The sequence below is a fragment of the Tessaracoccus palaemonis genome, assembly GCF_019316905.1.
GTDB lineage: Bacteria > Actinomycetota > Actinomycetes > Propionibacteriales > Propionibacteriaceae > Arachnia > Arachnia palaemonis.
In genome coordinates this window covers 1,927,969-1,948,388 of sequence record NZ_CP079216.1, presented here as the reverse complement: position 1 = coordinate 1,948,388, position 20,420 = coordinate 1,927,969, and the positions used below count along the sequence as shown (strand labels likewise).

At 70.7% G+C, this 20,420-nt stretch carries 21 protein-coding genes; 18 read left to right on the top strand and 3 right to left on the bottom strand.

The genetic code is table 11. The annotated features are described in order from the left end of the window. Window positions 1–13: 13 nt before the first annotated feature. The 13 genes from KDB89_RS08865 (at window position 14) to KDB89_RS08805 (ending at window position 11,015) form a co-directional block, all read left to right on the top strand. Entirely contained in the window at window positions 14–1,306 is a 1,293-nt protein-coding gene (locus KDB89_RS08865) for a DDE-type integrase/transposase/recombinase (protein ID WP_219080272.1), read from the top strand. 172 nt (window positions 1,307–1,478) lie between these two features. Beyond that, the gene (locus tag KDB89_RS08860) at window positions 1,479–3,155 is read left to right on the top strand and encodes a ribonuclease J (protein ID WP_219080270.1); all 1,677 of its coding nucleotides are present in this window, start codon (window positions 1,479–1,481) and stop codon (window positions 3,153–3,155) included. Window positions 3,156–3,294: 139 nt separating this feature from the next. Beyond that, window positions 3,295–3,603, top strand: a complete 309-nt coding sequence (gene rplU, locus KDB89_RS08855) for a 50S ribosomal protein L21 (RefSeq protein ID WP_219080268.1) — start codon at window positions 3,295–3,297, stop codon at window positions 3,601–3,603. Window positions 3,604–3,616: 13 nt separating this feature from the next. After that, window positions 3,617–3,868 carry a 50S ribosomal protein L27 gene (rpmA, locus tag KDB89_RS08850; protein WP_219080266.1) on the top strand — a complete coding sequence of 84 codons (252 nt, stop codon included), beginning with the start codon at window positions 3,617–3,619 and terminating at the stop codon, window positions 3,866–3,868. A gap of 128 nt (window positions 3,869–3,996) precedes the next feature. Beyond that, window positions 3,997–5,496: a GTPase ObgE gene (gene obgE / locus KDB89_RS08845; RefSeq protein WP_219080264.1), complete on the top strand. Its 1,500-nt coding sequence runs from the start codon at window positions 3,997–3,999 to the stop codon at window positions 5,494–5,496. Beyond that, window positions 5,486–6,580 carry a glutamate 5-kinase gene (gene proB, locus KDB89_RS08840; protein ID WP_219080262.1) on the top strand — a complete coding sequence of 365 codons (1,095 nt, stop codon included), beginning with the start codon at window positions 5,486–5,488 and terminating at the stop codon, window positions 6,578–6,580. Before obgE ends, proB begins: the two co-directional genes overlap by 11 nt. A gap of 198 nt (window positions 6,581–6,778) precedes the next feature. Continuing rightward, window positions 6,779–7,396 carry a PQ-loop domain-containing transporter gene (locus KDB89_RS08835; RefSeq protein WP_219080260.1) on the top strand — a complete coding sequence of 206 codons (618 nt, stop codon included), beginning with the start codon at window positions 6,779–6,781 and terminating at the stop codon, window positions 7,394–7,396. Between the two features lie 64 nt (window positions 7,397–7,460). After that, window positions 7,461–8,702, top strand: coding sequence for a glutamate-5-semialdehyde dehydrogenase (locus KDB89_RS08830; protein ID WP_219080258.1), 1,242 nt, complete (start codon window positions 7,461–7,463; stop codon window positions 8,700–8,702). A gap of 36 nt (window positions 8,703–8,738) precedes the next feature. Beyond that, complete coding sequence (locus KDB89_RS08825; RefSeq protein WP_219080255.1) at window positions 8,739–8,876, top strand: hypothetical protein; 138 nt, start codon at window positions 8,739–8,741, stop codon at window positions 8,874–8,876. After that, window positions 8,873–9,544 carry a nicotinate-nucleotide adenylyltransferase gene (gene nadD, locus KDB89_RS08820; RefSeq protein WP_219080253.1) on the top strand — a complete coding sequence of 224 codons (672 nt, stop codon included), beginning with the start codon at window positions 8,873–8,875 and terminating at the stop codon, window positions 9,542–9,544. The genes KDB89_RS08825 and nadD overlap by 4 nt, the downstream gene beginning before the upstream one ends. Further along, on the top strand, window positions 9,531–9,911 hold the full coding sequence (gene rsfS / locus KDB89_RS08815) for a ribosome silencing factor (protein WP_219080251.1): 381 nt from the start codon (window positions 9,531–9,533) through the stop codon (window positions 9,909–9,911). Before nadD ends, rsfS begins: the two co-directional genes overlap by 14 nt. Next, a complete protein-coding gene (locus tag KDB89_RS08810; protein ID WP_219080249.1) occupies window positions 9,908–10,507 on the top strand; it encodes a histidine phosphatase family protein in 600 nt (199 codons plus the stop codon). Before rsfS ends, KDB89_RS08810 begins: the two co-directional genes overlap by 4 nt. Window positions 10,508–10,526: 19 nt before the next feature. Continuing rightward, a complete protein-coding gene (locus KDB89_RS08805) occupies window positions 10,527–11,015 on the top strand; it encodes a hypothetical protein (protein ID WP_219080247.1) in 489 nt (162 codons plus the stop codon). 98 nt (window positions 11,016–11,113) lie between these two features. On the opposite strand, the gene hemQ is transcribed toward KDB89_RS08805, so the two are convergent. The 3 genes from hemQ to KDB89_RS08795 are packed head-to-tail and all read right to left on the bottom strand — an operon-like array spanning window position 11,114 to window position 14,162. Continuing rightward, complete coding sequence (hemQ, locus tag KDB89_RS14655; protein ID WP_255555856.1) at window positions 11,114–11,836, bottom strand: hydrogen peroxide-dependent heme synthase; 723 nt, start codon at window positions 11,834–11,836, stop codon at window positions 11,114–11,116. A 26-nt stretch (window positions 11,837–11,862) separates the two neighbouring features. Beyond that, complete coding sequence (locus KDB89_RS14650) at window positions 11,863–12,894, bottom strand: ferrochelatase (protein ID WP_255555855.1); 1,032 nt, start codon at window positions 12,892–12,894, stop codon at window positions 11,863–11,865. Next, window positions 12,891–14,162, bottom strand: a complete 1,272-nt coding sequence (locus KDB89_RS08795; RefSeq protein WP_219080245.1) for a glutamyl-tRNA reductase — start codon at window positions 14,160–14,162, stop codon at window positions 12,891–12,893. Before KDB89_RS08795 ends, KDB89_RS14650 begins: the two co-directional genes overlap by 4 nt. A gap of 56 nt (window positions 14,163–14,218) precedes the next feature. On the opposite strand from KDB89_RS08795, the gene hemE reads away from it, so the two are divergent. The 5 genes from hemE to hemL are packed head-to-tail and all read left to right on the top strand — an operon-like array spanning window position 14,219 to window position 20,385. Then, entirely contained in the window at window positions 14,219–15,226 is a 1,008-nt protein-coding gene (gene hemE / locus KDB89_RS08790) for a uroporphyrinogen decarboxylase (protein ID WP_219080243.1), read from the top strand. After that, entirely contained in the window at window positions 15,223–16,512 is a 1,290-nt protein-coding gene (locus tag KDB89_RS08785; protein ID WP_219080241.1) for a protoporphyrinogen/coproporphyrinogen oxidase, read from the top strand. Before hemE ends, KDB89_RS08785 begins: the two co-directional genes overlap by 4 nt. Next, window positions 16,509–18,137 (top strand): hydroxymethylbilane synthase, encoded by a 1,629-nt coding sequence (hemC, locus tag KDB89_RS14760; RefSeq protein WP_219080239.1) that lies wholly within the window; start codon window positions 16,509–16,511, stop codon window positions 18,135–18,137. The genes KDB89_RS08785 and hemC overlap by 4 nt, the downstream gene beginning before the upstream one ends. Then, window positions 18,134–19,099: a porphobilinogen synthase gene (gene hemB, locus KDB89_RS08775; RefSeq protein WP_219080237.1), complete on the top strand. Its 966-nt coding sequence runs from the start codon at window positions 18,134–18,136 to the stop codon at window positions 19,097–19,099. Before hemC ends, hemB begins: the two co-directional genes overlap by 4 nt. Next, a complete protein-coding gene (gene hemL, locus KDB89_RS08770) occupies window positions 19,096–20,385 on the top strand; it encodes a glutamate-1-semialdehyde 2,1-aminomutase (protein ID WP_219080235.1) in 1,290 nt (429 codons plus the stop codon). The genes hemB and hemL overlap by 4 nt, the downstream gene beginning before the upstream one ends. The last annotated feature ends 35 nt before the right edge of the window (window positions 20,386–20,420 follow it).

Sequence of the window (20,420 nt, the reverse complement as noted above, 5' to 3'; positions counted from 1 at the left end):
TGAGGGTCGGGCCATGGCTGCTCGTATCGATGTTCGTGTTCGTCTACTGATCATCAACTTCCCTGACCGTCCTCGTAGGGGCGAGGTCACGAGGTTCTGCCGGGAGCACGGGATTTCTCGCGCCGAGTTCTACAAGGTCCGGTCCCGGGCCGCCGACGAGGGCAAACTCGCCGCGGTGACGGCCCGGCAGCCGATCGCCAGGTCCGTGGCGCGACGCACCAGCGACGAGATCGAGACGATCGCGTTGCAGGTCCGTGCCGGGTTGAAGCGGGAAGGCTGGGACCATGGGCCGTTGTCCGTGGCGGCCGCGATGCGCCGTCAGGGGATCGACCCGCCTTCCAGAGCCACCCTGGCCAGGATCTTCACCCGGCACGGGGTGGTCCGTCCGGAACCCGCGAAACGCCCCCGGGCGTCGTATCGCAGGTTCCGCTACCCGGACCCGAACGGCTGCTGGCAACTCGACGGAGTCGAGATCGTGCTCGACGACGATGCCGGGTCGAGACGATGCGTCCTCCAGGTCGAGGACGACCACTCACGCTTCATCCTCGCTTCACACGTCGCCTTGTCCGAGACCAGCCAGGCAGCGATCACCGTCGTCGCCGCGGCGATCGGCCACCACGGCGCCCCGGCCCGATTCCTGACCGACAACGGGACCGCGTTCAACCAGTCACGCCGAGGCAGGACCTCCCAGCTCGAGGGTTTCCTCCGACGCCAGGGCGTCGAGCCGATCACCGGTCGGCCCGGCAAACCCACCACCCAGGGCAAGAGCGAACGCCTGCACCAGACGTTCCACACCTTCCTCGACGCGCACCGCCCGATCCGCTCCCAGGCCCGACTCGCAGAACTCGCCGACCAGTTCGCCCAGTACTACAACACCCAGCGGGCCCATCAGTCACTGGACCCCGACCAGACTCCCGCCGACGCCTACCAAGCCCGCCCGAAAGCACTCCCCGGCCCACCGACACCCCCACCACCCCAGCCAACCCCGACCAGCCGACGGACCGTGAAGTCCGGCATCACACGCCGCCTGAAAGGAGAACGTCCCGCCACCGACCCCAGCCAGGCCCGCTGGGCCGACCGGCAGGTCTCCCGCAGCGGCCGCGTACACATCTGCAACGCGAAGATCTACGTCGGCAGCAGCCACATCGGCGAAACACTGCACATCATGTTCAACGCCACCACAATCGAGATCTTCGACACCAACGGCGTCCTGGTCGGCACCACCCCACACCCCGGCAAAGTCCCCACCGGCACCACCCGACTGCTCACAATCAGCCCCAGAACCACCAGCCACCGTGAGACATAACCGTCAACAAGCCACTGAGACACAACCGTCCACGAAGCACCGAGACATGGCAGGGAGAATCGATCACTGCACGATTTTCGGAACGTGGGGCGCCAGGTGGAGTCTCACAGGGGGCGGCGTCGGGGGGCCGCTGACGGGCCGATCGGGGCCGGGACGCACTAGGGTGAGACCCATGAACGATGTGAAGACGCCGCCGAAACTGGCCCCCGGAACCCTGCGCGTGATCCCGCTGGGCGGGCTGGGCGACGTCGGCCGGAACATGACCGCGTTCGAGATCGACGGGCAGATCGCCCTCGTCGACTGCGGCGTCCTCTTCCCCGAGGACCACCACCCCGGCGTCGACCTCATCCTCCCCGCCCTCGACTACCTCGAGGGGCGCGAGCAGGACATCGTCGCCCTGGTGCTCACCCACGGCCACGAGGACCACATCGGCGCCGTTCCCTACCTCCTGAAGCGCCGCCCCGACATTCCGGTCTATGGCTCCAAGCTGACGCTGGCCTTCGTCGCCGCGAAGCTCCGCGAGCACCGCATCCGGAACTTCACCCTCGACGCGGTCGAGGAGGGCGACATCCTCGAGATCGGGCACTACGAGTTCGAGTTCCTGGCCGTCAACCACTCCATCCCCGACGCGCTGGCCGTCGCCATCCGCACCAAGGCCGGCCTGGTGCTCCACACCGGCGACTTCAAGATGGACCAGTTGCCCCTCGACGGCCGCATCACCGACCTGCGGGGCTTCGCCCGCCTCGGTGAGGAGGGCGTCGATCTGTTCATGGCCGACTCCACCAACGCCGAGGTGCCCGGCTTCACCACCCCCGAGCGCGACACCGTCCCCGCGATCCAGCGGGTGTTCGAGAGCTCGACGGGCAAGCTGATCGTTGCCTGCTTCGCGTCGCACGTGCACCGCGTGCAGCAGATTCTCAACCAGGCCGTCCGCTACGACCGCAAGGTGGTCTACGTCGGGCGCTCGATGGTCCGCAACATGTCGACGGCCCGAGACCTCGGCTACCTCCAGGTCCCGGCGGGCACGCTGATCGAGTTGAAGGACATCGACAAGTACCCCAAGGACAAGGTCGTCATCGTCTCCACCGGGTCGCAGGGCGAGCCGCTGGCCGCGCTGAGTCGCATCGCGAACAAGGACCACCCCGTCATCGAGGTCGGCCCCGGCGACACCGTCCTGCTGGCCAGCTCGCTGATCCCCGGCAACGAGAACTCCGTCTACCGCGTCATCAACGCGCTGTCGAAGCTCGGCGCCAACGTCGTGCACAAGGGCAACGCGCTGGTGCATGTGTCGGGTCACGCCTCTGCGGGGGAGTTGCTCTACTGCTACAACATCCTGCGCCCGAAGAACGCCCTTCCCGTCCACGGCGAGGCGCGCCACCTGATCGCCAACGGCAAGCTCGCCGAGCTGACCGGCGTGCCGCACGAGCGGGTCCTCGTGATCGGCGACGGTGACGTCGTCGACCTGTTGGACGGCGTGGCGAAGCAGGTCGGTTCCATCGATGCGAGCTACATCTTCGTCGACGGGTCCTTCGTCGGCGACATCTCCGACTCCATCATGGATCGCCGCATCCTCGGCGAGGAGGGCTTCGTCTCGGTCATCACGGTGGTCGACCTGCACAACCGCCAGATCGTCTCCGGCCCCGAGGTCCAGATCCGCGGCCTTGCCGAGGACGACTCGGTGTTCGAGGACGCCCGCTCCCGCGTCGCGAAGGCGCTCGAGGACGCGATGAACGACGGCGTCAACGACGCCTACCGGCTGCAGCAGATCACGCGCCGCACCGTCGGCCAGTGGGTGAGCAAGCGCCTGCGTCGCCGCCCGATGATCGTCCCGGTGGTCGTCACGACGTAGTCGCCGCGTGGTGGACCGCCCCGGTTTGACCCGCTGCAGCCCACCGCGTAAAGTAGCCCATCGGTGCATTGCCCCCTGGGTTGAAATCGGGTCGGGCATCCCGCAACGCTTTTGAAGTTGAAACGAAGGTAGGTCAGTCGTGTACGCGATCGTGCGCAACGGTGGCCGTCAGCACAAGGTTGCTGTCGGTGACGTCCTGGACATCGATCTGGTGTCCGAAGAGGTCGGCGGTACCGTCACCCTGCAGCCGCTGCTGCTGGTCGACGGCGACTCGATCACCTCTGACGCGAAGAAGCTCGACAAGGTGTCCGTCACCGCCGAGGTTCTTGGCGAGACCAAGGGCCCGAAGATCCGGATCCTGAAGTACAAGAACAAGACCGGTTACAAGAAGCGCCAGGGTCACCGTCAGCGGTACACCCAGGTCAAGGTCACCGACATCAAGGCCTGAGGAGGAACTTCAGATGGCACACAAGAAGGGCGCGTCCTCGACGCGCAACGGTCGTGACTCGAACGCTCAGCGTCTCGGCGTCAAGCGCTACGGCGGTCAGGTTGTCGGCGCGGGCGAGATCCTCGTCCGTCAGCGTGGCACCCACTTCCACCCCGGCGACGGCGTCGGTCGTGGCGGCGACGACACGCTGTTCGCTCTCGTTGAGGGCCAGGTCGAGTTCGGCGTGAAGCGCGGTCGTCGCGTCGTCAACGTCGTCCCCGCCTGATCCGGGAAGACACTCTCCGAGAAACGGCCCTCCGGGGCCGTTTCTTCTTTTTCCAGGCACGAATCGCGCGGATGACCCGCGCCGCGGTCGCACTAAGCTGGCCGTAACCGACCCGTAGGAGTCACTTCATGGCCATCCCCTCGTTCGTCGACCGGGTGAAGCTCACCGTCCAGGCAGGCAACGGCGGCCACGGCTGCGCCTCCATCCACCGTGAGAAGTTCAAGCCCCTCGGGGGACCCGACGGCGGCAACGGCGGCGAGGGAGGGTCGATCGTGCTCAGGGTCGACGACTCGCTGTCCACCCTGGTCGAGTACCACCGCCAGTCGGTGCGCAAGGCCACCAACGGGCAGCCCGGCATGGGTGACTTCCGCCACGGCGCCCGCGGTGAGTCGGTGGTGCTGGCGGTGCCGAAGGGCACCGTCGTGACGGACGCGGAGACGGGGGAACTGCTGGCCGACCTGACGACGCCGGGCGAGGAGCTCGTCGTCGCGCAGGGCGGCAGGGGCGGTCTCGGCAACGCCGCGCTGGCCACCGCCGCGCGCAAGGCCCCAGGCTTCGCCCTGCTGGGTGAGGAGGGCTCGTCGCGCCTGATCCAGCTCGAGCTCAAGGTCGTCGCCGACGTCGGCCTCGTCGGATTCCCGTCGGCCGGCAAGTCGTCGCTGGTGGCCGCCATCTCCCGCGCGCGGCCCAAGATCGCCGACTACCCCTTCACGACGCTCGTCCCGAACCTCGGCGTGGTCGTCGCGGGTGACGTCACCTACACCGTCGCCGACGTGCCCGGCCTCATCGAGGGTGCCTCGGAGGGTCGGGGTCTCGGCTTCGACTTCCTCCGCCACATCGAGCGCTGCCAGGCCATCGTGCACGTCATCGACCTCGGGACCTACGAGCCCGGCCGCGATCCGGTCGCCGACCTCGAGACCATCGAGGCCGAGCTCGACGCGCACGGAGGCCTCGAGGACCGCGTGCGGCTCATCGCGCTGAACAAGGTCGACCTGCCCGACGCACACGAACTCGCCGAGATCACCCGGCCCGAGCTGGAGCGCTTCGGCCACCCGATCTTCACCATCTCCACCAAGACCGGCGAGGGGCTGAACGAGCTGAAGTTCGCCATGGCCGACATCGTGGAGAAGCGCCGCGCCGCCCTGCCCGCACCGGTCGAGCGGAAGGTGCTGCGACCTGCACCCGTCGGCTCCCGCAAGGGGGAGAAGGTGGAGGAGTTCACCATCGCGAAGAAGGGCGACGGCGAGGGCGGCTTCGTGTGGCGCGTCCGCGGCGATAAGCCCGAGCGCTGGGTGCGCCAGACCGACTTCACCAACGCCGAGGCCGTCGGCTACCTCGCGGACCGCCTCAACCGCCTCGGCGTCGAGACCAGGCTGCTGGAGATCGGCGCCCGCGCCGGCGACGCGGTGGCCATCGGCGGCGAGAACGCCGTCGTGTTCGACTTCGCCCCGCAGGTCGAGATCGGCGCGGAGATCCTCAGCCGTCGAGGCGAGGACCAGCGCCTCGAGTCCGAGCGCCCCGCCGTCGCGCGGCGCCGCAGGCTCGACGCCGAATACCACGCAGCCAAGGCGATCGACGCCGCCAGCCAGGGCGTCGAGTTCGATCCCGAGGGCGTCGATGAGGCCTGAGGTCACGGAGGCGGGGAGGATCGTCGTCAAGGTCGGCTCCTCCGCGCTCACGGGTCCCGGTGGCCGCCTCGATCCGGCGCGCGTCACCCAGCTGGCGCGCCTGCTCTCGGCCGTGCAGGCGCGCGGTATCCGGGTGGTGCTGGTGACCTCCGGCGCCATCGCCGCGGCGATCGGGCCGCTCGGGCTCAAGCGGCGGCCCCGTGACCTCGAGTCGCAGCAGGCCGCGGCCGCTGTCGGGCAGGGCCTGCTCATCCGAGCGTATGCAGACGCGTTCGCGGAACACGACACGATGGTCGCGCAGCTGCTGCTGACCGTCGAGGACGTGCTGCGGCCCAAGACCTACCGCAACGCGCTGAACACGATCTCCCGGCTGTTCCGGCTCGGCGTCGTGCCCATCGTCAACGAGAACGACACCGTCGCGACGCACGAGATCCGCTTCGGCGACAACGACCGGCTCGCCGCGCTCATCGCGCATCTCGTCCGCGCCGACGCACTGTTCCTGATGAGCGACGTGCCCGGCCTCTACACGGCGCACCCCGAGACGCCCGGTGCCCGGCTGATCGAGCGGGTCGAGGACATCGCGGACCTGGAGGTCGACACGTCGCGGGTCGGGTCCAAGGTCGGCACCGGCGGGATGACCACCAAGCTCATCGCGGCCGACATCGCCACCCAGGCTGGCGTGAGCGTCGTGCTCGGGCACGCCGACGACCTGGAGCGGGCCCTCGCCGGCGACGAGGTGGGGACGTTCTTCCCCGCCCGACGGAAGCGCCGCCCCCGTCGGCTGCTCTGGCTGGAGTTCGCCGCGGAGCCGCGTGGGGCCCTGCACATCGATGCGGGAGCGGTGCGCGCGCTGCAGTCCCGGCATGCCTCACTGCTCGCCGCCGGTCTGACCGGCATCGACGGCCACTTCGCCGAAGGGGAGGCCGTCTCGATCGTCGGCCCCGAGGGCATGCCCGTCGGCCGCGGCTTCGTCGGATACTCCAGCGCTCAGCTGACCCGCGAGATCGGCCACTCCAGCGACGAGGCCGGCCACCACAGGCAGCGCCCCGTCGTGCACCGCGACCACCTGATCCTCAGCGACTGATCCACAGCCTCGGCTGATCGCACTCACGACCCCGGGCTCCCCACAGCCGGGCACAAAAGTGGCTGGAGACGGAGCACGTGTCGTATATCCGGATGCTGGTGACCTGGCCACTCTTGTGCACGACAGGGCGAGGTGGGACCGGACGGGATTCGGGGTGCCGGTTTCAAAATGTGTGAACCCGACCCGTAGGCTGCTGGGGTGATCGAGGTCTTCGGGTGGGTAGCAGCCGTCATCGGCATCGTGTCGAACATCCCGCAGCTGGTGCGGATCCTGCGGGCCCGCACGAGCGCCGGGGTCTCGCTCAGGCTGTGGCAACTGACTGTCGCGACGGCGTCGGCGTGGTGCGTGCACGGCTACCTCGTCCAGCAGCAGCAGATGCAGTGGCCCAACATGCTGATGGCGGCCGCGGGCCTTGTCATCGTCATCTTCATCCTCCGCGATAGGGGGCAGAAGCTGCTCCCCGCCCTCGTGCTGCCCATCACCATGGCACTGCTCCTCTCCTTCACGAACATCGTCTTCGGCGCCCTGGCGTTCGGCATCGTTGTCGCACTTCCGCAGCTTGTCGGCCAGGGGGCCCAGCTGCGCGAGCTCATCACCGCGCCCGACCTGACGGGCGTCTCCGGGGTCTTCCTCGTGATCTTCCTCGTGGTGCAGTCGATGTGGTTCTCCTTCGGGATCATGACGACGGACTGGGCGCTGATCACGTGCGCCGGCGCGATGGTGGTCATCTGCGTCGCCAACCTGTGCGTGTACCTGGTGCGCACCGCGCGCGCACGGGCCAGGATCCGCGCCGTCGACGTGTCCCCGGCCCGCTGACCCGGCCCGTCCACGCGACCTGAGGCGGCCGCGCGGTGTCCCGGCCGTCACTAGAATCGCGCCCATGAACTTCCAGACCCAGGCTGTTGCCGCCCGCGGGGCATCGCTCGAACTGTCGACGCTGACCAGGAAGGCGAAGGACGCAGCCCTGCACGCCATGGCCGATGCGCTGGCCGCGGTAGAGGCTGATCTGCTGGCCGCCAACGCCGAGGACGTGGCCGCGGCCCGCGCCGCGGGCACGGAGGAGTCGCTGATCGACAGGCTGGCGCTGAGCGCGGCACGCGTCGCCGGGATGGTGCAGGGGCTGCGCGACCTCGCCGCCCTGCCAGACCCCGTCGGCGACGTCATCCGCGGATGGCGGCTGGCGGGCGGGGTGAAGGTGACGCAGGTGCGCGTCCCGTTCGGGGTGATCGGCATCATCTACGAGAGCCGACCCAACGTCACGGCCGACGCTGCCGGGATCTGCCTCAAGTCCGGCAACGCGGCGCTGCTGCGCGGCTCGTCGGCGGCCCTGCACAGCAACCGTGTCACCGTCGCCGCGCTGCGCCGCGGGCTCGAGAGCGTCGGCGTCTCACCGGACGCCGTGCACCTCGTGGAGGGGGGCCGCGACGTGACGGGGGAACTGATGCGCGCCCGCGGGCTCGTTGACGTGCTCATCCCGCGCGGCGGCGCCGGCCTGATCCGCGCGGTGGTCGACGGGTCCACCGTGCCCGTGATCGAGACGGGGACGGGCAACTGCCACATCTTCGTCGACGCCTCCGCGGACCTGGACTCGGCGGTGGCGATTCTGCTCAACGCGAAGGCCCAGCGCCCCTCGGTGTGCAACGCCGCGGAGACCCTGCTCGTGCATCGTGACGTCGCCGACGCGTTCCTCCCGACGGCCCTGGCCGCGCTTGCCGAGGCCGGAGTGACCGTGCACGGCGACGAGGCCACCGCCGGCTTCTCGGACGCCGTGGTGCCGGCCCGTGACGACGAGTACGACGCGGAGTACCTGACCCTCGACCTCGCCGCCCGGGTCGTCGGCGGGATCGACGAGGCCATCGAGCACATCCGCCGCCACACCACGGGCCACTCGGAGACCATCGTCACCGGTGATCGCCGCGCGGCCGACCACTTCATCGCATCGGTCGACGCCGCCGCGGTGCTGGTCAACGCGTCGAGCCGGTTCGTGGATGGGGGAGAGTTCGGCTTCGGCGCCGAGATCGGCATCTCCACGCAGAAGTTGCACGCCCGCGGCCCCATGGGGCTGCAGGAGATGACGTCGTACAAGTACATCGTCGAGGGGGACGGACAGATCCGGTCCTGAGACGAACGTGGGCGGGGATTGGTAGGATCCCGATCCATGACATTCCTTCTTGAGGCCGCGGCGTCGGAGCCGCTCGTGCCGAGCTGGGTCATGGGCCTGATCTTCCTGTGCATCCTCCTCGGCGTCGTCGCCTGGATCATCGGGTTCGGGTCCGGGCGCCCGCACTCCAAGTGAGTTCGACCGAACTCGCGCTGGCCCGCGCCGCCCACCAGGGCCGTCGGTACCGGCTCGGGGTGATGGGCGGCACGTTCGACCCCATCCACCACGGCCACCTCGTCGCGGCCTCGGAGGTCGCGTCGAAGTTCGGGCTCGACGAGGTCGTGTTCGTGCCGACGGGGCAGCCGTGGCAGAAGCGCGACCGTGTGGTCTCGCTCGCTGAGGACCGCTACCTCATGACGGTCATCGCCACCGCCTCGAACCCCCGGTTCTCCGTGTCCCGCGTCGACATCGACCGCGAGGGCGACACCTACACAGTCGACACGCTGACCGACCTGCGTCGCGAGCGCGGCGATGACACCGACCTGTTCTTCATCACCGGCGCCGACGCGCTGCGCCAGATCCTGACCTGGCGCGGCGCGGAGCGCCTCTTCGAGCTGGCGCACTTCGTCGGCGTCACCCGGCCGGGCGTGCCCCTGACCAGCAAGGATCTGTCGCACCTGCCGTCCGACGCCGTCACGCTGCTCGAGGTTCCCGCGCTGGCCATCTCCTCGACCGACTGCCGCGACCGGGTTCGTGCGCAGCAACCGATCTGGTACCTCGTGCCAGACGGCATCGTCCAGTACATCGCCAAGCGGGGCCTGTATCCGGTCCCCGGAGTAGGGGTCCCTGATGACCGTTCCTGAAGACATCCTGAGCTGGGTCCGCGTCGCGGGCCAGGCCGCCGCCGACAAGCTCGGCAGCAACATCGTCGCGTTCGACGTCTCCGAGATGCTCAGCATCACCGACATCTTCCTCATCGCGTCGGCGGGCAACGAGCGCCAGGTCGGCGCCATCGTCGACGGCGTGGAGGAGGCACTCCTGAAGGTCGGCGTGAAGCCGACCCGCCGCGAGGGCGACCGCGAGAACCGCTGGGTGCTGCTCGACTACCTCGACTTCGTCGTCCATGTCCAGCACGACGAGGAGCGCACGCTCTACAACCTGGAGCGACTGTGGAGCGACTGCCCGCAGATCGAGCTGAACCTGGACCTCCCGCCCGCCGAGGAAGCGTGACCTTCGCCGACGGGACGCGCCTTGTCCTGCTGCGGCACGGGCAGACGGACTGGAACTTCCAGCGTCGGTTCCAGGGCCGTGCCGACATCCCCCTCAACGCGACGGGGATCGCGCAGGCCGAGGCCGGACGCAAGCAGCTCGCGGACTTCGACTTCGACGCCGTCTACGCCTCTCCGCAGGCGCGGGCGCTCGAGACCGCGCGTCTGGTGCGACCGGGCGCGGACATCGTCACCGACCCGCGGCTGATGGAGATCGACGTAGGCACGTGGTCGGGCCGCACCTGGGACGAGGTCAAGGCCGAGATGCCCGAGTACGACGAGCTCTACGCCAAGGGGATCGACTTCCGTCGCTCCGAGACGGGGGAGACCCTCGCCGAGGTCGTGGCCCGCGGGCTGCCGGCGGTGGAGGAGATCGCCGAGCGTCACCCGCGCCAGACGATCCTGGTCGTCGCCCACGGGCTCCTGCTGAACCGCGTGCTGCACGGGCTGCTGGGCCTCAACGGCCGCATCCTCGGCGGCCTGGGCAACGCCCACTACTCGGAGCTGGACTATTCGCACGGCGGCTGGCGCCTCATCGCCCACAACGTCGGCCACTGACGTGGCAGCAGTGCGGTGGGTGTCGGTGATCGTCGCAAGCGCGGCCACAGTGGCTGGAGTCGGTTGCTGGGCTCTTCGCGACGAGCCTCGTCTGACACCGCTCACCGCGGGCTTTCGGATGTGTGCGCCGGCCAATGCCGATGGTGAGGTGGTGTACGGCTGGGATGTGTTCCGCAACGACAGCGCTGAGCCGATCCGTGTCGCGGAGTTCGTGCCAGCCGAGCCTTCCGGAGTCACCGTCGTCGGAGGGTACTTCCTGATAGACGATGAGGAGGGACCCCGTGGCGCGATAGACGACCCTCGGCTTGTGCCCCACGGCTGGGCATTTGAGGTGGTGCCGCCGGGCTCGAAGGCGACTCTTGTCATGGGCCTGCAGCTGACAGACCCCGACGCCGGCGGGAAGATCAACGGCGGCGACCTCGTCGGTGAGGGACCCAGGGGCGTGACAGTGGGGCAGTCCAGCACGCAGTACCTGATGGTTCCAGCCGGCGACGTGTGTCAGCCGTAGCCGCTCCGTCCCGTACCTGGTGAGCGGCGACGCCCCACCGCTCAGCCCATGGCCCCGTCTCGGTCAACGACTCCCAGCGGCTGAATGGGCCTCGTCGATCACTCGAAGACGGGCTGGCGGGAGATCCACTCCGACAGCGACACGCGCGGGCCGGTGTAGAACGGCGTCTCCTCGCGGACGTGGAGGCGGGCCTCCACGCCGCGCTGGTGACGCATCGCGTCGGTCAGGCGGTGCAGCTCGTCGGCCTCGAAGGCGAGGATCCACTCGTAGTCGCCCAGCGCGAAGCTCGACAGCGTAGACGCCACGACGTCCGGGTACTCGCGGCCGGCCATGCCGTGCTCGTAGAGCATCTTCGAGCGGTGCTCGTCGTCCAGGACGTACCAGTCGTAGCTGCGGACGAACGGGTAGACCGTCAGCCATGGGCGCGGGGCGAAGCCCGCGAAGCAGCTGGGCACGTGCGTCCGGTTGAACTCCGCCGGGCGGTGCACGCCCATGACGGACCAGACGGGCTCCAGGTACTGGCCGAGCGAGCTCTGGCGGAACGCGTGGTAGCCGGCCTGCAGGTCGCGCGGGTCGCTGGCAAGCGTCCACACCATGAGGTCCGCGTCCGCCCGGAAGCCGCCGACGTCGTAGAAGCCGCGCACGGTGACGCCCGTGGCCTGCAGCTCCTGCTCCGCACGGTCGAGGGTCTCGTCGATGGCGGACAGCGGCGTGCACGTCGCGTACACCGAGTACATGGCGTAGAGGGGGGAGGCATTGATCGCCTCGAGGTCGACGTCGGTGGCGTCGCGCTCGTCGCGGCCGGGGTGTTTCACGGTCATGGGGACTCCTTCGTCGGATCGGGTGATCAGCGGGGCAGGCAGTGCTCGACGTCGCCCGGCGCGCAGGCCAGCGCGGCGGAGCTCAGCTCGCCGCGGGCGACGGCCGCCAGCTCGACCAACTTGTCGACGAGCAGCTCGACGAACTCGGGGTCGTCGTCGACCGTGGCCGCCCGCACGTAAGCCAGCCCCTGGGCCTCGGCGGTCTCGCTCGCCTGGGTGTCGAGGTCGTAGCGGACCTCCATGTGGTCCGAGATGAACCCGATGGGGGCCGTGACGACGCCCTCGACGCCCTCAAGCTCCTCCATGCGGTCGTTCACGTCGGGCTCCAGCCACGGGATGTGCGGGGATCCGGAGCGGGAGCAGTAGGTCAGCTCCCAGTCGAGTTCCTCGCCGAGCTCGGCGGATGCCACCTCGGCGACCTTCTGAGCGACACGCAACGTCTGCGCCTCGTAGCGGGTCGACGCGGCGCCCGAGCCGGAGGCCGCGTTCATGGCCAGCGGGATGGAGTGCGTCACGAACAGCAGCTTCGCGGTGCCGTCGCCCATCGAGGCGCGCAGCTTCCGCCACGCGGCGACGACGGCCCGGGCGTTCGCCCGGATGAACTGTTGCGACTCGGCGAAGGGGCCGACCTTGTCGAAGCGCACGGCGCCGTCGACGGCTGCCTCGGCCGCGTCGAGGTCCTCGCGGTACTGACGGCACGACGAGTAGGAGGAGTAGGCGCTGGTGGCGAGCGCGACGACCCGCTCGTGGCCGTCGGCCGCCAGCTGGCCGACCGTCTCGGCGAAGTAGGGGTGCCAGTTGCGGTTGCCGATCACGACGGGGATGTTGATCCCGCGGCGGTCCAACTCGGCGTGCAGCCGCTCCATCAGGGCGGCGTTCAGCTCGTTGATCGGTGACTTCCCGCCGAAGAGGTCGTAGTGTCTCGACACCTCGACCAGCCGCTCGTCCGGGATGTTCCTCCCGGCGGTGGCGTTGCGCATGAACGGCAGCACGTCCTCGGTCCGGTCGGGGCCCCCGTAGGAGGCCACCAGCACGGCCGTGTACGGTGCCAGGCTCACATGGCCTCCTGCATTCCGTGCACCGACTCCAGGTCGCACACCTTCAGGTTCGTGACGGGGCATGTCTGCTCCTCCAGCTTGTCGGCATCGATCATGTCATCCTGCCGGATGCCGTAGAGCTCAGCCATCGCAGTCAGGTATGCGTCGGTGCGTCCCTCCTCGGCGGCCTGGTGGGCGCGCGCGGAGGGGACGTGCAGGAGTCGGGTCGCGAGCCGGCGCAGGGCCAGAGCGGCGTCCTCGTGGGTCAGATCGCGGTGGGGGAGGCGGGCGACCTCGTCGGCGACCATGTCCATCACGGACTCGCGCAGGCCGACGACCACCGGGTCGACGACCCGGGCCCGCAGCTTGGTCATCGCTCCCGAGATGCCGGCGTTGACCAGCGACTTCGCCGCCCTGGCATCCTCGGCGATGTGCTCGCCCACGTGCTCCTGGATGGTCGCGAGGTCGATGACGCGGACCCCGTCGAGGGTCGCGACGTCGGGGGCGACGTCGCGCTTGAGGGACAGGTCGAGGAAGGTGTGGGGGCGACGCACGTCGGCTGACGTGATCGCAAACGCGCCCTGTCCGCGGCAGGTGATGACGAGGTCTGCCTTCGCGAGGCCGTCGGCCAGGTGCGTGACGTGGTCGATGTCGTGACCCGCGGCGAAGGTGGCGGCGCGGCCCGAGGACGAGTGGACCGTGATGTCGGTCACGCCGCGCTGACGCAGGGACGCGACGACCGCGCCCGCGTAGGAGCCGGTGCCGACGATGAGCGCGCGGAGCCGCGGCCAGTCGATCGCGCCGATCAGGTCCAGTCCCGTGCTGACGACCGACCGGCCGGTGCCCTCGAGCGTGGTCTGGTTCGCGATCCGGCGCGACGTCTTGAGCGCCTCCTCGATCGCGATGGTCAGCGGCAGGGACACCTGGCCCGCCTCCTGGGAGGCGCGCAGCGCGCGCTTGAGCTGGCCGGCGATCTCCCGCTCGCCCACCACCATCGAGTCGAGTCCCGCGGCGACGCGGAACAGGTGGCCCAGCGCTGCCTCTCCGAGGTACAGGTCCCACGCGGGTGCCGTGTCGTAGCCGCGGTTCAGCACGCTGCGCAGGCAGGAGTTCGGCACCTCGGCGACGGTGTCGAGGATGACCTCCACGCGGTTGCACGTGCTCAGGACGACGGCGCCGGCGACGCCCTGATACGAGAGCAGGGCCTCGGCAACGCCGTCGATGTGTTCGCTGACCCGGGCGACTTCGGTCAGGCCCTGGCGGTCGTGTTGGATGGAGAAGACTCGCATTGTCACAGTGGGGCCATTCAACCACTTTTCGGGGGGTGAGGCAGAATCTAGGCATCATGAGTGCACTGCTTTCCGCGCTGGGCGGACATCGTCCCAAGAGGCTTCCCGTCTGGTTCATGCGACAGGCCGGCCGGTCGCTTCCCGAATACAGGATCGCGAGGGCCGACACCACGATCCTCGAGGCGTGCCTCCAGCCCGACCTGGCCGCCGAGATCACGCTGCAGCCCGTCCGGCGCCACGGCGTCGACGCCGCGATCTTCTTCTCCGACATCATGACCCCGCTCGTGCTGGCCGGCGTCGACGTCGAGATCGTCTCCGGCATCGGCCCGGTCGTCGAGAACCCGATCCGCACGGCGGCTGACGTCGACCGCATCACCCGCAGCCGGATCGAGGACCTGAGCGCCATCACGGAGGCCGTCCGGCTCGTCGTGGCCGAGCTCGGCGAGGAGACGCCGCTGATCGGCTTCGCCGGCGCCCCGTTCACGCTGGCCGCCTACCTCGTCGAGGGCCGCGGCTCCCGCGACCACCTCGCCGCCCGCTCGATGATGCACGCCGAGCCCGGGGCCTGGCACCGGCTGCTGGACTGGGCGGCGCGGCTGTCGGGCCAGTTCCTCACCGCCCAGGTCGACGCCGGCGCCCGCGCCGTGCAGCTGTTCGACTCGTGGGCCGGGTCGCTGACCCGCGCCGACTACACCGGATTCGTCGCCGACCATTCGGCGACGGCGCTGTCGGCCGTGGCGGGGCGCGTCCCGCGCATCCACTTCGGCACCGGCACCCGTCATCTCCTGACCGACATGGCCGGCTGCGGGGTCGAGGCGATGGGCATCGACTACCGCATCCCGCTCGACGAGGCGGCCGCGGTCCTGCCCGGCCTCCCGCTGCAGGGCAACATCGACCCTGCCCTCCTGGCCGCCGGCTGGGGACCGCTGGAGGCCCACGCCCGCGACGTCGTCGAGCGGGGAAAGGCCGCGCCGGCGCACGTGGTCAACCTCGGCCACGGCGTTCCCCCCACCACCGACCCCGCGGTGCTCACCGACCTGGTGGCGCTCATCCACGAGCTGTGAGCCGCGTCACGGTGGTCGGCGGCGGGCTGGCGGGCCTGCTCGCCGCGTACCGGCTCCTCGGTCAGGGACACCAGGTCGTGCTGTGCGAGTCCGCTCCGACGCCGGGCGGGATGATCGCGTCGGTCGAGCTGGCCGGGCTGCGCGTCGACTCGGGGGCGGAGGCGTACGCCACGCGCGGCGGGAACGTCGCGCCGCTGATGGCCGAGCTCGGGCTCGAGGTCGCCGGACCGACGGGGGACCCCTTCGTCTGGTGGCCGACCGGCAGCTACCCCCTCGCGGGTGGCGTGCTCGGCATCCCCGCGTCCCTCGACGACCCCGCGCTGGCGGCCCTGACAGTCGCTGAGCGCGCCGTCGTGGCCCGCGACGCGGATCTCGGACCCGAGGTGGGGGCGGACGCCACGACCGTCGGCGAACTCGTCGCCGCCCGGCTCGGCCAGGCGGTCGTCGACAAGCTGGTCGCCCCGCTCACCAAGGGCGTCTACGCCAGCGACCCCGCCCGGCTGTCGCTGGCGGTGGCGCCGGCCCTGCTGCCCGCACTCGCGTCCGAGGGATCACTGATGGCGGCGGTCGCGAAGGTTCGCCGACCCGGCGCGCCGTCGGTCCAGCAGCCCGTCGGAGGCATGTTCCGCCTGATCGACGTCCTCGCCGAGCGGGTCGTGCGGCTGGGTGGCGACCTCCGCCTTGCCATGCCCGTGACGGCCCTCGCGCCCGGCACCGGAGGCGGGTTCGTCGTCTCCTGCGGCGACGGGTCGAGCATCGACAGCGACCGGGTCGTGCTCGCCGCGCCCGCGGCCGTGTCGTTGCGGCTCTTGGCCCAGCTGGGCGTCGAGGCGGAGGTCCCGGCCGTGAAGAAGGCCCGCCACGTCATGCTCGCCGTCACGACCCCCGCCCTGCGCGACGACCCGATCGGGTCCGGAGTCCTGATGGGGACCACGGACCCGTCGGTCCGCGCCAAGGCGCTGACGCACTACTCCGCCAAGTGGCCGTGGGCCCGCGAGGGCACGGACGTCGAGGTGCTGCGGGTGTCCTACCCAGAGCACGTTTTCCCAACCCGAGGCGACGCCGTTGCAGATGCGTCCGCGCTGACCGGGGTCGACATCGACGACGCCGATGTGGTGGGTCTCGCGTCGCTAGGGTGGGAATCGATGCCAGTGCGAATCGCCCCCGCCACGCGCGACCACCTGCTGCAGGCCGCAGCCGGGGTCGGCGTCGAGCTGGTGGGCGCCTGGCTGGACGGCAACGGCATCTCCACCGTCGTCGCGGGAGTGGAGCGGGTGACCAGATGAGGCTCAGGCTCGGCACGCGCGGCTCGGCGCTGGCCGTCGGACAGTCCGGAATCGTCGCGGACCTGGTCCGCGGGCTGGGCCACGAGGTCGACCTCGTCCGCATCAGGACGGGTGGAGACGTCGAGCAGGGGTCCCTGACGAGGCTCGGGACGCTGGGCGTGTTCGCGGCCGAGCTGCGCCAGGCGCTCCTCGACGACCGCGTGGACTTCGCCGTGCACTCCCTGAAGGACCTCCCCGTCGCGCCGGTCCCCGGCCTGACGATCGCCGCGGTGCCCGGCCGCGAGGATCCGCACGACGCGTTGTGCGCCCGCGACGGGCTCACGCTGGCCGGGCTGCCCGCCGGCGCCACCGTCGGCACCGGGTCCCCGCGCCGCGTCGCCCAACTGCGCGCGCTCCGCCCGGACCTGAGCTTCGTCGACGTCCGCGGCAACGTCGGTACGCGGCTCGCCCGGGTCGCGTCGGGCGACCTCGACGCCGTCGTGCTGGCGGCCGCCGGCCTGCGGCGCCTCGGCCTCGACAGCCACATCACGGACCTGCTCGGCATCCTGCCGGCCCCCGGCCAGGGGGCGCTGGCCGTCGAGTGCCGGGCCACCGACACCGAGGTGCAGGCCATCCTGGCGGCCCTCGACGACCCTGCCGTGCACGCCGCCGTCGACGCGGAGCGGGCCGTGCTCGCCGGGCTCGGCGGGGGATGCGCCGCACCCATCGCGGCCTGGGCGCACGACGGCATCATCACGGGCGGCGTCTTCGCCCTCGACGGCACCTCCGCGGCCCACGCCACCCGGGCACTCGAGGCCGGCGCGGGGGAGCGGGTCGTCGCCGACCTGCTCGCCGGCGGCGCTGCCGACGTCACCGACCTGGCCTCCGCGCGCCGATCGAGGCTGGCCGAACTGCACGACGACACGTCGCTGTGGGGTTCCGACACCGTCCTGGCCGGCACCCGCGTCTTCCTGCCTCGCCCCGAGGGCGCCCTCGCCGAGGGCATCCGCGCGGCGGGCGCGGAAGTCGTCGCCCACCCCGTCCAACACCACCGCACGGTGCCCGCCGACCTCGCGCTCGACGGCGCCGACTGGGTCGTCTTCACCTCCGCCGCGACGCTCGACGCGCTCGACCAGCTCGGCGTCCTCGTGCCCGAGGGGTCGCGCATCGCGGCGGTCGGAGCCTCCACCGCCGAGGCGCTCGCCGCACGCGGCCTCGACGTCCACCTCGTGCCCGAGGGGCCGTCGACCGCCGCCTCCCTCGTCGACGCCTTCCCCTCCGGCCACGGCACCGTCGTGATCCCCGGCTCCGCGCTCAGCTCGCCGACGCTCGCCGACGGCCTCGCCGCCAAGGGGTGGCGCGTGACCGCGGTGCCCGTCTACACCGTCGAGCCCGTGCGGCAGCTGCCGCAGAGCCTGCTCGAGGAGTGGCACTCGGGACACTTCGACGTCGTCGTCGTCAGCGCGGGATCCATCGGCCGCGCAGTCGGCGAGCTGCTCGGCTGGCGCGACGAGGTCCGTGTCGTGGCCTTCGGTGAACCCACCGCCCGCGCGCTCGCCGAGCAGGGCGTCCGGGTGCACGCCGTCGCACAGACCCAGGACGCCGCTGGCGTCATCGAAGCCATTTCCTCGTTGGGAGAGTCATGATCACCATCCGTCCGAGAAGGCTGCGCACCACGCCCGCCATGCGGCGTCTCGTGCGCGAGGTCAACCCGCGTCCCTCGCAGCTCGTGCTGCCCATGTTCGTCGGCGAGTCCGGCGCCGACATCTCCTCGATGCCCGGCGTGCGGCGCCACGACCTCGACGGGCTCAGGCGGGCCGCCGTCGAGGCTGTCGAGGCGGGGGTCGGCGGGCTGATGCTCTTCGGGGTGCCGGACGAGGCGGACAAGGACGACCGCGGAACGCAGGCGTGGGCCGCGGACGGGATCCTGCAGCGCGGGCTCAGCGCCCTGCGCGAGGAGGTCGGCGACGACACCGTCATCATGGCCGACACCTGCCTGGACGAGTTCACCACGCACGGCCACTGCGGCTTTCTCACACCCGACGGCCGCGTCGACAACGACCCGACGCTCGCCGCCTACGTCTCGATGGCCGTCGCGCAGGCCTCCGCCGGCGCGCACGTCGTCGCCCCGTCGGGGATGATGGACGGTCAGGTCGAGGCCATCCGCGCCGGCCTGGACGGCGAGGGCTTCGAGGACGTCGCGATCCTTGCGTACGCGGCCAAGTACGCCTCTGCCTTCTACGGCCCCTTCCGGGAGGCTGTCGACTCCACGCTCACGGGCGACCGGAAGACGTACCAGCAGGACCCCGCGAACCGTCGAGAGGGGCTCCGCGAGGCCGAGCTCGACCTCGCGGAGGCCGCCGACATGGTCATGGTCAAGCCGGCCGGCTACTACCTGGACGTCCTGGCCGACGTCGCCGAGATCTCCGACGTGCCGGTGGCCGCCTACCAGGTGTCGGGGGAGTACGCGATGATCGAGGCCGCGGCCGCCAACGGCTGGATCGACCGTCAGCGGGCGATCGACGAGTCCGTGACCGCGATCGTGCGGGCCGGCGCGGACATCGTGCTCACCTACTGGGCCAAGGAACTCGCAGGATGGTGGAAGTGAACCGCGACCAGGAACTCTTCGAGCGCGCCCGCCGCGTGATCCCAGGCGGCGTCGACTCGCCCGTCAGGGCCTTCGGGTCGGTCGGCGGCACGCCGCTGTTCATCTCACGCTCCGAGGGCGCGTACGTCTTCGACGAGAACGGCGACCGCTACGTCGACCTTGTCTGCTCGTGGGGACCGGCGCTGCTGGGTCACGCGCACCCGGATGTCGTCGAGGCCGTCCGCGAGGCCGCCGCGAAGGGCCTGTCTTTCGGTGCCCCGACCCTGGCCGAGGTCGAGCTCGCCGAAGCCGTGCGCGCGAGGGTGCCCGCCGCCGAGCAGGTCCGTTTCGTGTCGACCGGCACCGAGGCCACCATGACCGCGGTCCGGCTGGCCCGCGGCGCCACGGGCCGCGACGCCATCGTCAAGTTCGCCGGCTGCTACCACGGGCACTCGGACGCGCTGCTCGCCGCCGCCGGGTCCGGCGTCGCCACGCAGGGCCTGCCGGGCTCCGCCGGCGTCACGCAGGCCGCCGCCCGCGACACGATCGTCGTCGACTACAACGACCTCGACGCGCTGGAGCGCGTCTTCGCCGAGGCCGGCGACCGGATCGCCGCCGTCATCACCGAGGCCGCCCCCTGCAACATGGGCGTCGTCGCCCCCGCGCCCGGCTTCAACGCCGCCCTGCGCGACCTGACGAGCCGCCACGGCGCGCTCCTGATCGTCGACGAGGTCCTCACCGGCTTCCGCGTCCACGAGGCCGGCTGGCTCGGCCTCGAGCGCAACGCGTACGCGCCCGATCTCGTCACGTTCGGCAAGGTCGTCGGCGGCGGCATGCCGCTCGCCGCGCTCGGCGGCCGCGCCGACCTCATGCAGCTGCTCGCCCCCGTCGGGCCGGTCTACCAGGCCGGGACGCTGTCGGGGAACCCGTTGGCCACCGCCGCCGGCCTCGCCACGCTCCGGCTGGCCGACCGGGGCGTCTACGACCACATCGACGACCGCTCGGCCCAGCTGCAGCTGGCCGTCGGCGAGGCTCTCTCGGCCGCGGGGGTGCCGCACGTCGTCCAGAACGCCGGGAACCTGTTCTCCGTCTTCTTCCGCGACGGCGAGGTCTCCACCTACGACGACGCGAAGGCGCAGGACCAGGCGGCCTTCGCCCGGTTCTTCCACGCCATGCTTGACCAGAAGGTGGCCCTGCCGCCGTCGGCGTTCGAGGCGTGGTTCCTGTCCGCAGCGCATGATGACAAGGCCATGGACCAGATCGTCTCCGCACTCCCGGCAGCGGCACGCGCCGCCGCGGGTTCATGAGAAACTAGGCACACTTTCGTGTGCGATGTACTTCG